The organism is Flectobacillus rivi, from assembly GCF_030056655.1.
Taxonomy (GTDB): Bacteria; Bacteroidota; Bacteroidia; order Cytophagales; family Spirosomataceae; genus Flectobacillus; species Flectobacillus rivi.
The window spans coordinates 54,563-67,298 of sequence record NZ_JASHIE010000015.1 but is presented as its reverse complement, the minus strand read 5'-3'; the positions used below and the strand labels follow the sequence as shown (position 1 = coordinate 67,298).

At 37.3% G+C, this 12,736-nt stretch carries 10 protein-coding genes; 6 read left to right on the top strand and 4 right to left on the bottom strand.

The features are described 5' to 3' along the window. Positions 1–76 precede the first annotated feature (76 nt). Together QM481_RS19725 and QM481_RS19720 are read left to right on the top strand one after the other, a co-directional pair. A complete protein-coding gene (locus tag QM481_RS19725) occupies positions 77–808 on the top strand; it encodes a hypothetical protein (protein WP_283383013.1) in 732 nt (243 codons plus the stop codon). 104 nt (positions 809–912) lie between these two features. Next, positions 913–1,656 carry a hypothetical protein gene (locus QM481_RS19720; RefSeq protein WP_283383012.1) on the top strand — a complete coding sequence of 248 codons (744 nt, stop codon included), beginning with the start codon at positions 913–915 and terminating at the stop codon, positions 1,654–1,656. 218 nt (positions 1,657–1,874) lie between these two features. On the opposite strand, the gene QM481_RS19715 is transcribed toward QM481_RS19720, so the two are convergent. Further along, positions 1,875–5,018 carry a serine hydrolase domain-containing protein gene (locus QM481_RS19715; protein ID WP_283383011.1) on the bottom strand — a complete coding sequence of 1,048 codons (3,144 nt, stop codon included), beginning with the start codon at positions 5,016–5,018 and terminating at the stop codon, positions 1,875–1,877. A gap of 357 nt (positions 5,019–5,375) precedes the next feature. Here QM481_RS19715 and QM481_RS19710 point away from each other — a divergent pair, with 357 nt between their 5' ends. From QM481_RS19710 to QM481_RS19695, 4 genes are all read left to right on the top strand, one after another. Next, positions 5,376–6,821, top strand: a complete 1,446-nt coding sequence (locus QM481_RS19710) for an amino acid permease (protein ID WP_283383010.1) — start codon at positions 5,376–5,378, stop codon at positions 6,819–6,821. A 190-nt stretch (positions 6,822–7,011) separates the two neighbouring features. Then, the gene (locus QM481_RS19705) at positions 7,012–8,139 is read left to right on the top strand and encodes a helix-turn-helix domain-containing protein (RefSeq protein WP_283383009.1); all 1,128 of its coding nucleotides are present in this window, start codon (positions 7,012–7,014) and stop codon (positions 8,137–8,139) included. Between the two features lie 105 nt (positions 8,140–8,244). Next, a complete protein-coding gene (locus tag QM481_RS19700) occupies positions 8,245–8,808 on the top strand; it encodes a hypothetical protein (protein WP_166553196.1) in 564 nt (187 codons plus the stop codon). Between the two features lie 63 nt (positions 8,809–8,871). Beyond that, positions 8,872–9,531: a metal-dependent hydrolase gene (locus tag QM481_RS19695; protein ID WP_283383008.1), complete on the top strand. Its 660-nt coding sequence runs from the start codon at positions 8,872–8,874 to the stop codon at positions 9,529–9,531. A 22-nt stretch (positions 9,532–9,553) separates the two neighbouring features. On the opposite strand, the gene QM481_RS19690 is transcribed toward QM481_RS19695, so the two are convergent. From QM481_RS19690 to QM481_RS19680, 3 genes are all read right to left on the bottom strand, one after another. Beyond that, entirely contained in the window at positions 9,554–9,988 is a 435-nt protein-coding gene (locus QM481_RS19690; protein WP_283383007.1) for a hypothetical protein, read from the bottom strand. Between the two features lie 82 nt (positions 9,989–10,070). Beyond that, positions 10,071–11,756, bottom strand: coding sequence for a hypothetical protein (locus tag QM481_RS19685; protein WP_283383006.1), 1,686 nt, complete (start codon positions 11,754–11,756; stop codon positions 10,071–10,073). A gap of 36 nt (positions 11,757–11,792) precedes the next feature. Further along, a complete protein-coding gene (locus tag QM481_RS19680) occupies positions 11,793–12,479 on the bottom strand; it encodes a hypothetical protein (RefSeq protein ID WP_283383005.1) in 687 nt (228 codons plus the stop codon). Positions 12,480–12,736: the final 257 nt, after the last annotated feature.

Genomic DNA, 12,736 nt, shown 5'->3' with positions numbered 1-12,736 from the left:
AGGTCCAAGTCACAGACTTGAACCAGTTGTAATACAGTCTACAGAGAATTAAAGCAAAGACCCCAAAGTTAAAGTCATGAAAATAAATATTTCAGAAGGTAGGTGTTCAGAATCCTTCTTAGAAAAAGTCGAATCATTTATTGTTCCTATTATTAAATCAGAAGTTGTTCCCCATGTGAAAGAATCACTTTTGTGGATAGGATTGTCTATTCGTAAGAGCGATAATAATAATTCAATATACCACTTTTGCATGATTAAGGTGTTAGTTGCAAAAGCCGCATTGAGAATCTGGGATGTAGAGCTTCACTGGCGTTCATCAGATGGCAGTATCGTATTAGCTTCTGATGATGTAACAGATAAAGAAATCAGCTTTTGGATTGAAAATATGCCATCACAAGAACGATTACAGCAGGTCGTTGAACGTAACGAATATATGTGGAAACGTCCTACTAAAGAAGCTACGATAGACAAAAAACTTTATAGATTTAAGATTCGAGAAATGGGCTGGTTTGGTTCTTCATTTCCAGATATTGGCATTAGGATAAAGACCCCTGTCAACATCGAAATTTTAGCTGAATTTATCGGAAATGCCATTGAATCGTATAATCAAAAAAGTTTGTTAAAAGATGATTCTGATGAAAGTGACATGACTAACTTAGGCTTAATCCATAATTTCAGCTATGAAAAGAAAAAGAAAAACGTCTATCTCTTCACACTTGACATGGGTTCAGCACTTGATGGGGTAGATGCGATTTTGCAAGCACTAAATAATTCAGATTTTGAGATTGAATTAATCACGTTGGAATAGGATCTTTTCCAATTATTTTATACGAAAACAATATAGTGTGGCGACACCTGTTCCAGTTAATGTAGTCTACAGAGAATTAAAGCAAAGACCCCAAAGTTAAAGTCATGAAAATAGTTATTTATGAAGGTAAATATTCGGAATCCTTCTTAGAAAAAGTCGAATCATTTTTAGCTCCTATTATCAGATCAGAAGTTGTGCCCTATGTGAAAGAATCACTTCTATTTGTACGGGTTTCTATACCTAAAATCGATAAAAATGGTTTTATGTACTTTGGTATTATTGACGTGATGGTTGCAAAAGCATCCTTGAGTATCTGGAGTACCGAGGTTACCGAAGCAGAACTTCACTGGCGTTCATCAGATGGAAGTATTGTATTAGCTTCTGATGATGTAACAGACAAAGAAATCAGCTTTTGGATTGAAAATATGCCATCACAAGAACGATTACAGCAGGTCGTTGAGCGTAACGAATATATGTGGAAACGTCCTACTAAAGAAGCTACGATAGACAAAAAACTTTATCGGTTTAAGATTCGAGAAATGGGCTGGTTTGGTTCTTCATTTCCAGATATTGGCATTAAGATAAAGACCCCTGTCAACATCGAAATTTTAGCTGAATTTATCGGAAATGCTATTGAATCGTATAATCAAAAAAGCTTGTTAAAAGATGATTCTGATGAAAGTGACATGACTAACTTAGGCTTAATCCATAATTTCAGCTATGAAAAGAAAAAGAAAAATGTCTATCTCTTCACACTTGATATGGGTTCAGCACTTGATGGGGTAGATGCGATTTTGCAAGCACTAAATAAATCAGATTTTGAGATTGAATTAATCACGTTGGAGTAAAGGAATTCTTCTTAATGTCTAGTTCACTGTAAAGTTATAAACTCTTGAAAGAATAGGTCAAAGTCACAGACTTGAACCAGTGATAAAAAAAGCGACCTAGATATGACAAATTTTATCTGTCGTATCTAGGTCGCTTTTACAGCTATACCAAAATGGAGGTTTATGACATTTTCAAATCTTCAAATTCTCAAATTTTCAAATCCTCTCCATTTCAAACCTTATTTCTTAATACCTCTTTTGATAGCATCGTAGATTACCTCATTGATATTGGTTCTAACATTGAGGTCTGACAGTTTGGAATTGTTGCGTGTAGGATATACTCGGTTGGCTAAGAATACATACACCAGTTGATTGTCGGGGTCAACCCAAGTATAAGTTCCTGTAAAACCAGAGTGTCCAAAGCTCGACGCTGGGGCGCTTGGAGCAGCACTGATGCCTGGCTTTTTGCGGTCGGGCTTATCGAAGCCAATGCCACGACGACTATTTTCTGCAACACTAAACGGATAGCTCGTCCATTCGTTCAAAGTACTTTCTTTGATAAAACGCTTACCTCCATAATATCCTTTTTGCAAATACATCTGCATCAATTTTGCTAAATCGTTGGCATTACCAAACAAGCCTGCGTGTCCTGAAATACCATTGAGCATAGCAGCACCTTCATCATGTACTCGTCCGTGGATGAGTGTTTTACGGAAAAGAGAGTCATATTCTGTTGGTACAATTCTGTTTAAATCATAATGCAAACGAGCATTGTAAGTCAACGTAGTAGCACCCAATGGTTGGTAGAAAGTATCTTTCAAGAAAGATTCCCAATCTTTACCAGTCAGACGAGGAATGATTTGTGGATACATATAGTACGACAAATCTGAATAGACATATTCTTTTTTCTCACGCAAAGGCGAATCCTCAATTGCTTTGTAAAGCACATTGTGGTAATCTTTATGAATCCAAAGGTTTTCTGCTACTTGGATAGAATAATCATTAGATTTTTCAGCCGCAAAAGTATGGTGCTTCCAAATGGTTGGTTGTGTGGAGATATTCACGCATTCCGCCCAAAGTTTTTTGTCAGACTGTATTGCTTTTTCAATACGAGCATAAGCTTTTTTACGACTGAAAAGTTTTTCCCAAAACGTAATTTTATATCCTTCTGGATACCCGTGCGCAGCAATTTTATCTTGATACACTTTGCTTGCCAGTAGCATTTTGGTAGAGTCAATACAATCTTGCCAGAATGGAATCCATGCTCTTAGGCGTGCTTGGTGCGTCAAAATGTCTTTATAAATCAATCCAGCTTTATTGGAGTTTTTCCAGTCAGGAATCATATCGCCCATGGTACTGCTCAATGAGAACTTTCCTTCATCGCTCATACGCATCATCGCTGCTACCGAAGTACTAATTTTGGTAACCGAAGCCAAGTCATACAAATCAGTTAAAGCTACCTTTTGATTACCTTCATACGTATGTTTTCCATAAGCTTTATGGAAAATTACTTTACCATTTTTAGCGACTAAAACCACCGCACCAGGCGTTGCTTTACGGTCGATAGCTGTGGTTACAATTGAGTCGATGCGAGCGCCTAAATATTTTGAATCTATCCCTACTGCTTCTGGAACTGTATATTCAAAACGTTGAAGGGCTTTTGTCGAAATACCATCATTGTATTTGAAAGCAGTATTTACCGTCACAGGGAGCTTGCCTGTAATAGGAGTAGCGCCAAATATAGCTTGTGCTGCCGCTTCTTGTGTGTGCGGAGTTTCTTGGAAAGTTTGAACCAAGGCAGCTGCACTTTCTAAGTTTTCGAATTTACCTAGTGTGTAAGGGTTTGAGAAAAGCGTAATGATGGTTTTGGCATTGCTAAATCTCTTAACCAACTCCTGAGTTTTAGGGAGGATATTATAATTTTTAGCAGGGCGAATATTTTGCCCGTTCACACCCATAATTACCAAATTGTACGATTTGAGAGCCTCCTCAACTTTAGCAATTGTACTATCAGCCGAGTTTTCGTCTAAGTTAAAATGTTCTACAGCCGTGTAATTGCCCAACATTTTCTGAAAATCTGTTACAGGTTTCGAGCCAAAAGCTGGTGTTCCAATAACCAAAGAGGCAATTTTTAACGTATCTAGGTTTTGTAAAGGAATAATATCTTTTTTGTTACGAAGTAAAGTAACTGTATTGACTGCCAACTGACGATTGAGTAAATCTGAAAAACGAGGATTCAAATCATCAATCAAGTTTTTGGTATCAATCGGTTTGTACTTATCTAGCCCAGCCCATGATTTAGCCAAAAGAATTCTTTTTACACGTTCGTCTATATCAGATTGAGAAATTTCTCCACTCAAAAGTGCTTTTTTGATGGCATTAAATGCCGCAGGAACATCTACAAATGTTTCAAGAATATCATTTCCTGCAAGAATGGCTTTTACGTTGGCAGTTCCTTCAGGGAAAAACTTCACTGCACCTTGCATATCCATGGCATCTGTAAATACCAAACCTTTGAAGTTTAATTCTTTACGTAAAAGGTCTGTAACTACTTTTCTAGAAAGCGTAGAAGCTAAGTTTTTGGTAGTATCCAACGATGGGATATTCAAGTGAGCTACCATCACGCCTTGCAAACCATTTTTGATAAGTTCGCGATAAGGATACAACTCCAAAGAATCTAATCGAGTACGATTATGACTAATCAAAGGTAAATCGTAATGAGAATCGGTACCTGTATCGCCATGCCCAGGAAAGTGCTTCGCAGAAGTAATAACGCCACCACGTTGCAAGCCTTTCATGTAAGCAATGGCCTTTTGCGTTACTTGATACTTATTTTCTCCAAATGAGCGGAAGTTGATAACAGGGTTGTTGGGATTGTTGTTGATATCTACCACAGGCGCATAATTCACATGCACGCCTATACGCTTACACTGAAGGGCTATTTGATAACCCATTTCTTCGAGTAGCGGGGTATTGCCTTGCATTGCACCAAGCGCCATTTGATAAGGGAAACGCGTTGTACTATCGAGACGCATACTTAAGCCCCATTCCAAGTCCATTCCTATCAACATGGGCACTTTGGCCATGGCTTGTAGCTTATTGACTAATACCGCTTGCTTACTAGGATTTCCAGCAAAAAATACCAATCCACCTACATGATAATCTCTTACGATTTGGTTGAGGCGTGTGGTATCGTAGGTTGCGTTGTAATTAGCACGAGGCATCATCAATTGCCCAATCTTTTGGTCAACTGTCAGCGTTTTAAATACAGAGTCTACCCATTTTTGATTGGCATTGGGAAAAAGCTCTAATTGAGCCAAAGCCCCCGAACTTGCCAAACCTAGGATAGCTAAGGTTTTGATGAAGTAATGCGTTATTTTCATTAAGCGTTTCAAAGGTTGATTGAATATGCAAGATAAGAATTTTTTGAGGGATACGCTTACGGAGTTGTGTGGGAATGAGGTGGGTAGTGTATCGCGACATGATTTGATATCTATTAGTAGAATCAGTTTACATTGTTATGCTTTAGGTTATAGGTGTTAGTTATTAGGCAAAAATGTATTTCGAATTCTATAAAAGATACTTTTATATTTTTCGCATTAGGCATAAAGCCTATTGCGGATAAAATCCCAACTATTTAACTTCTTTTACTTAATTATACAAAATCTATAATATTACTCTAGTAAATAAGCGTATCCTGACCTAACTTTGTAAAATATTATTCAACAAACTAAAAAACAGTGAAATACATCAAACCCATCGAACAGCTCATCCAAGAATCGGAGGAGTCAGGCGAGAAAACACTCAAACGCTCTCTTAATGCATTTCAATTAATTATGCTCGGTTTAGGGGTAATTATTGGAGCAGGCTTATTTTCACTTACAGGTTTGGCGGCAGCCAATAATGCTGGGCCAGCAGTGACGCTTTCTTTTGTGGTTGCGGCGGTTGGCTGTGCTTTTGCAGGCTTATGTTATGCAGAGTTTGCGGCAATGATTCCTGTGGCAGGTAGTGCTTACACGTATTCGTATGCGACACTCGGCGAGTTAGTAGCATGGATTATCGGTTGGGATTTGGTGCTGGAATTCTCTGTGGGTGCTGCTACAGTGGCGATTAGTTGGTCTAATTATTTGGTGAAGTTTTTAGCTTACTATCAACTTTATATTCCTCCTCAATTGGTTCACTCGCCATTTGAAACGGTTACGCTGGCCGATGGACAGCAGATTCATGGTTTGTTTAACTTGCCTGCGACCTTAGTGGTGGTGTTAATGTCCTTTATTTTGATGCGTGGTACCAAAGGTTCTGCTATATGGAATGCTATTGTGGTGTCGCTCAAAGTGGCGGTGGTACTGGTATTTATTGCTTTGGGATGGAATTATGTGCAACCACAAAACTATCAACCTTATATTCCTGCTAATACAGGTGTGTTTGGAGAATATGGTTGGTCAGGAATATTACGTGGAGCAGGTGTAGTATTTTTTGTATTCCTAGGATTTGATATTATTTCGACAGCGGCACAAGAAACTAAAAATCCACAGCGTAATATGCCTATTGGTATTATTGGTTCTTTGTTAGTTTGTACCGTTTTGTTTGTGTTATTTGCACATGTCATGACAGGTCTTTCACATTATACTACTTTCAAAAACAATGCTGCACCTGTAGCGGTGGCTATTCAACAAACGCCATACGCTTGGTTATCCCAATTGGTAATTTTAGCCATTTTAGTGGGTTATACCTCTGTAATTCTGGTAGATTTGATGGGACAGTCACGGGTATTTTTTAGTATGTCTAAAGACGGACTTCTGCCTAAAATCTTCTCTGAAGTACATCCCAAATTCCGTACGCCTTGGAAGTCCAATATTTTATTCTGTGTATTTGTAGGTTTGTTTGCAGCTTTTGTTCCAATCGATGTTGTTGGTGAAATGACTAGTATTGGTACTTTATTGGCCTTTGTAGTGGTTTGTGGCGGTATTTTGGTTTTAAGAAAAACGAATCCAGATATTCCACGCTCATTCAAAACACCTTGGGTGCCGTTTGTGCCAATTATGGGGATATTGACTTGTGTAGGAATGATGGCATTCTTGCCATTAGATACGTGGATTCGACTGATTGTGTGGATGGCTATTGGTATGGTGATTTATTATACCTACGGGCGCAAGAATAGTATTATTAGAAATAAACAATCTTAATATTTGTAAATAGGTTCTAGAGTAGTAAATGAGGTAAGTAAATAAATGAGTTCTTTATTTACATTACCTCATTTCCTATTCTAGAACTAAAACACTTTGGCTCTTCTCTTTAAAACACTTGCCTCTTTTATCTAAAAACGCTTATTTTAGATAATAAATAATACTTTTCTAAATCTCATAGGTAGGTTTTATGAAATTTCTTTCCATTGTTAATTTTACAGCAGCTTTTCAGGGAGTCTTCTTGTGTATAGTCTTATTAGGGCGTAATAGAGCTACCCCCGAAAACAAGGCTTTGGCCTTATTAGTTACTGTAATTTCTTTGAGCCTATTAGGTCCTGTGTTAGGCATGACTGGATATTATCGCGAACTCCCTCATTTGATTCGAATAGGAGACCCTCTAGTGCTATTGTATGGACCGTTTTTATATCGTTATATTAGCCTTCTTACACATAAAGGCAATCCTATATGGTGGCATTATATACCTTTTTGGCTATATCTAGGATCCCTAATTCCTTTTTACTTGCAAAGTGCTGAAGCAAAAATTGCTTTTGGAGAAAAAGTATTTCTGAATAATACACCTTCAGGGTTAGTGATATTTATATTATCACTTCGTACAGTTCATATATTTTTTTACATTGTAGCAAGTCTAAACTTGACGCGAAAATTTCAGCAAACACTTCTGGATAACTATTCAGACTTAAGTCGACTCAATCTCAACAAAGCTAATTTTGTACTTAAGCTTTTTATTTTGGTGTTGATGTTGGCTATTATTGTATTTGTGTCAATGTATTTCTGGCCACTTAATTTTGTCATTATCAATAATTTAATTGGACTAGCATTTGCTATCTTGATTTATGTATTGGCCTATACTGCTTGGAATCGCCCAATTATTGCAGAAGAGCTTGTCGTTAGAGAAGCCTTTGAAAATGGAATCAATAATGTTGAGAAACGGCCACGCAGCACATATAATCTTCAAGCTGAGATAAATGAAAACTTAGCAGTACGCATGAAGAGTTTATTTGAATCCCAACAGATATATCTGCAAAGTGAGCTTTCTTTGAGTCAGTTAAGTTTAGAACTGGGTGTTCCTGCCTATCAAGTGTCAGAGGTAATTAATCGACAGTACCAAGAAACCTTTTTTGATTTAATTAATCGTTATCGGATTGAGGAAATCAAACGTCGCCTTAATGACGATCAATACAAGCATATGTCTATTCTAGGTATAGCTATGGATTGTGGATTTAATTCTAAATCTTCATTTAATACAGCTTTTAAGAAATTTACGGGTGTGACTCCTTCAGAATACAAGAAAAAGTAGGTTCGACTTTCTAAATCAGAACGTTTTATACTGAAAATCGGACGATTGTGGTGTAATGATGGTGATAATTTTGAGTCATTATCTCACACACAAACGAAAAGTATCATGAAGAAGTTTTGCTTTATTATTTTATTATGGTCTTATCAGCTTTTAGCTCAAGAGACTACCTTCAATACAAATTATAGCATTGAGTTGGATCCCATTGCGTATGTACTTAAGGGGTATTCTTTTCATGGCATTATTCAGCCATCTTCTCATATAAGTTTTGATTTAGGCATTTTTGGTATTGAGGAACCTGAAGGATTTTCAGGCAATGATGGGTTTAAAATTCGACAGAATGGATTTGGTATAAAGGCCAATTACCATTTTGGGGAAGGCACTACTCGTGGATTGTATACAGGTCTGAATATTGGTTATGCTACTGTAGATGCTACTCATAATACTAGTTTGGCAGTTGCGGATGGCAATAATATTACAATTGGCGCTCAAATGGGATATCGCTTTTTCTTTCATAAACCGCAAGAAGGCATTCAAAAGGGTCTATACCTTGTTCCTTGGTTTAGCTACGGCTATGTTGTGCATACGAAAGCAGTAAAGTTTACCAATCTCCAATATGACAATAGTAAATGGCTATTTTTTCCAACGATACATATAGGCTATCGTTTTTAGAGAATTATATTCCAAATAATTGCTCACAATTGTTAATTACAACACCCTCTCATAACAACAAACATGTTTATAGGTCATTTTGCTGTAGGCTTTGGTACAAAGGCCATTCAGCCACGTATATCGCTAGGAGCTTTATTTTTATCGGTTCAGTTTTTGGATTTGCTTTGGCCAACGCTACTACAGCTGGGTCTTGAAAAGGTAGAAATTCGAGCTGGAATCACAGCTTTTAATCCGTTGGACTTTATATATTATCCTATTTCTCACAGCTTAATAATGGCACTTGTGTGGTCTGCTTTGTTAGGAGGCATTGCAATGGTCTTTTATCAAAATCTCATCATTGCTACGACTCTGGGGCTATGTGTGCTGAGTCATTGGGTATTAGACTTGACTGTTCATATTCCTGATTTACCTATTTATTGGAGCAAAAACTCTCCTAAAGTAGGATTAGGTTTATGGAATCACGTTTGGCTTACTATGGCATTAGAGTTTCTGTTATTGGCACTAGGGTTATTTCAATATATCAAGACTTCCACAGCTCAAAATTGGATGGGGATTGTGGGGCTATGGGGGTTGATTGGATTATTAATCTTAATTCAGATAGGTAATGTGTTTGGACCACCCCCACAACATGCTGAAGATATTGCTTGGGGAGCACAACTACAATGGATTTTGATAGTATGGGCTTATTGGGTAGATACTAATCGCCAGAGAGATGTAGTTTAACAGGATATTATCCTAATGGATGTTATTCATAATTCATCGGAATCGTGTAGGATTGATTTGATAAGGTCGAAATAGTTATGTTTTTGCTTACTTGTTCATAGTGTTTGCCTTTGGCTGTAATGGTAAAACTAATAGGATGCTTAACACTTGGCTTGGCATTTGGTGAAAGTACCAACGATAGCAAGTTGCCAACAATTTTATGATTTTTACTTTCCAGATCACTCAGAACTAGATTTCTGTCTGGACCAGAAATAGAAATGGTTAGATTTTTAGGAAACATAATATTAGGTTGATCTTCATCCACAAACTCAATGAGGATTGGGGGATGAGAGTTACTCATATTATTGGGAAATCGAGTATCATTAAAGGGATTAATATTTTGACAACGTAAAAACAAAAGAGGAATCACTAATAGTAATAAACCGCCACAGGTTACAGAAGCGATAGTCTTTTTCATAGGTTATGATTTAAATTAGTGGAAAGCGAAATCAACGACATCAAGGAATAAATGTATTCCTTGATGTCGTTTTTGTATCTATTTACTGACAATTATTGAGTGGATAAATAATTGTTGCGTTTACTTCCCCTGTTTTTACGTCAATTGGGAAAGAACCATTCAGACCTGTTGATGAAATGATGGTAGCGCTATCGCCATTGATGGTAACTTCACCAGCGAAGTCAATTCCATTGTAAGTAGCTGTTAAGGTATATTTTACCCCTTTCTTCATACCAATGATGGCTTTTCCTTCAACAACACTTACGAGTTGTTCTGCATTGGTATCATCTACAAGTTTTAACCAAACTGTAGGTTTGACACTGATATTTTTACTAATACAAGCCGCTGTAAAGTCAAGATTAACTTTTACTGCGTCAGATTCGGTATCAGTAAGAGTGGGTTCTGGCGCCTCTTTAACTTTTACATCTATAGATACTACTGCATTATTACAAGCCTTAAATGTCTGAGTACCACCTCTTGTAGTCGTATTTGGAGCAGTACTAACTGGAGTAACGACAATACGTCCAGTATAGCCACTAGGTACTCGTTTTACTTTAATGGAATAACTTGAACCATTAGATATTTTAAAATTATAGAAGCTCTTACTGAACTTTGCTTTTCCACTTTTAGAGTATGTAATCTTTGCACTAAATTTGGATGAGCCATATCTAACATCAGACCTTACTTTTATTTTGATAGTTTTGGAACCACAAGTTTTTCCTTTATAGTTTTTAGCAACTGTCCATACTGACAAATGGGATACTTTAAAGTTGGCAATCAAATTTCCGTTGGCGTCTTTGGCGATAGTGGCAACTCCTTCTTCTGTCCATTCATCTTTAGCTTTATCATAACTCCATACAGGAATTTGATCACCTACGTTCATTGGAGCTTCTGTTTCTGGGTCTTCATAGTTTGGATTAAGCGATAATGTTACATCCAATGGTGTTGAGAAACTTTTAACATTTTTGCCACCAGCAGCCATTTCAATGTCCAAAAATCCTGCTGATAGAAACGTCCCAAAATCGGTTGTTCCATCTTTATACTTAATGACATTCCCTTCTCCTTCGTTTGGCAAGCTATTGGCTGCTTCTTCTGTACCTGTGCCGTATTGCACAATCGTACTCGAAACGTTAGTAGTATTGATTACCAAACCGTTTTCATCTTTCACTTGCGTGCCCGGCGCGATAGCAATTTTAGCTACTTCTGGTTTTGAGGAGGTTGCAGGCACTGTAATAGTTTCGCCAATGGCTAATAAGGTTGTTTTTGAAACCGCTCCAACGCCATCGGGTAACGCATTGAGGTTTGTCAGTGCTACTCTATAGGTAGAGCTTTCTAAATCGGTTACTACTACACTGTAGTTGGTAGATACGTAGTTTGGTCCTTTGACAGATACCGTAAATTCTACAGGAGCGCTCTCAGTTGGGTTGGCATTTTGTCCTAATACTACCGAAAGCAAATTGCCTGTTACCTTAAAATCTTTTCCTCCAAGGTCTGTAAAAACAAGGTCTTTGCTAGGTCCTGAAATTGTTACGGTTAAATCTTTGGGTAAAGTTTTACTGTTGGGATTTGCATCTACAAACTCAATCAGAATCGGAGATTTATAGACGTTGTTGTTGACGGTAAGCTCGACACCTTCAAGTGGATTAATTTGTTGACAACCGAAAGTAAGAGCTAGTCCTAGCGAAAGCAGTACCGCAGGACGGAATATAGAAGTAAATATTTTTTTCATCTGAATTTAAAAGAAGATTGATTAAAGAAGGAAAATTTAGTCCAGTCTGATGGCTAATCTCAGATTGACAACTGGCCAGTATTTCCAGTCTTTCATGTTTTCTTGAACTTTGGCTTGTTGTTCGCTCATACTGCTCAATCTTTTGTCACCTGTTAAGGTTATTTTAGGTGTTTGTGTATAGTAAGAGCCTACTTCAAAGCCAAAACCAACTCTTCTTTTAGGGACAGTTCGTCCAAAGCCAATGCCAGCAAAAGGTGCATATTGTTTGCCATAATCAACGGTAAACTGCACGTTACCTACCTCTTCAGGTGTAAACGTTGTACTGCCAAATTTGTAAGTGCCCGTTGGTGTTACAACGAAAGCAATTTGTCCTTTATCGAAATACGAAGCGCCTCCAAACAATTTGAAACTACTTTTCTTGAATGGGTGATATTCAAAAGAAAGACTAGCGATGGATACGTTGGCATCACCTCCCAATTTTACTTCTTCGCCAGAGGTCTTAGCGGTAGTGTTGGTGTTGTATTTGAAATAACTATATCCCAAACGTGCAGTGATTTTTGGACTGATGGCATAGCCAACGTCTATACCAGGGGTAGTACCAAGATTTAAACTAAGGCCTAATTTATGAGAAGTGCCGCTTAGCGATTGAGCTTTTGTTACACTGCTGTAACTAATAAGACATACATAAAGAAGGAATAAACTAAAAGTAGTTTTTTGTTGCATAAGTTTTTAACTGAATTTTAGAATACATACATAATAATTAAAGTATTTACGGGGGTGTATATAGGAGGTATTACGAGAAAAGGATTCAGATTATTTACACTAAATTTTGAGAACATGGAAGTGTCAAATTAAGCAAGTGTAATAAAGGTGTTGATTATTAGCCAATCAATGAAGTATGGTTTATAGCAATTAGGCTTTAGGCACAAAGTGAGCGTTTGTTGAATAACAACTAATGACTCTTTCGTTGTAAAACGCTT

What these genes read in the sequence shown, in the direction of transcription:
- QM481_RS19725 (WP_283383013.1), top strand. Translation starts at nt 77, where the DNA reads ATGAAAATAAATATTTCAGAAGGTAGGTGTTCAGAATCCTTCTTAGAA.
- QM481_RS19720 (WP_283383012.1), top strand. Translation starts at nt 913, where the DNA reads ATGAAAATAGTTATTTATGAAGGTAAATATTCGGAATCCTTCTTAGAA.
- QM481_RS19715 (WP_283383011.1), bottom strand. Translation starts at nt 5,018, where the DNA reads ATGAAAATAACGCATTACTTCATCAAAACCTTAGCTATCCTAGGTTTG.
- QM481_RS19705 (WP_283383009.1), top strand. Translation starts at nt 7,012, where the DNA reads ATGAAATTTCTTTCCATTGTTAATTTTACAGCAGCTTTTCAGGGAGTC.
- QM481_RS19700 (WP_166553196.1), top strand. Translation starts at nt 8,245, where the DNA reads ATGAAGAAGTTTTGCTTTATTATTTTATTATGGTCTTATCAGCTTTTA.
- QM481_RS19695 (WP_283383008.1), top strand. Translation starts at nt 8,872, where the DNA reads ATGTTTATAGGTCATTTTGCTGTAGGCTTTGGTACAAAGGCCATTCAG.
- QM481_RS19690 (WP_283383007.1), bottom strand. Translation starts at nt 9,988, where the DNA reads ATGAAAAAGACTATCGCTTCTGTAACCTGTGGCGGTTTATTACTATTA.
- QM481_RS19685 (WP_283383006.1), bottom strand. Translation starts at nt 11,756, where the DNA reads ATGAAAAAAATATTTACTTCTATATTCCGTCCTGCGGTACTGCTTTCG.
- QM481_RS19680 (WP_283383005.1), bottom strand. Translation starts at nt 12,479, where the DNA reads ATGCAACAAAAAACTACTTTTAGTTTATTCCTTCTTTATGTATGTCTT.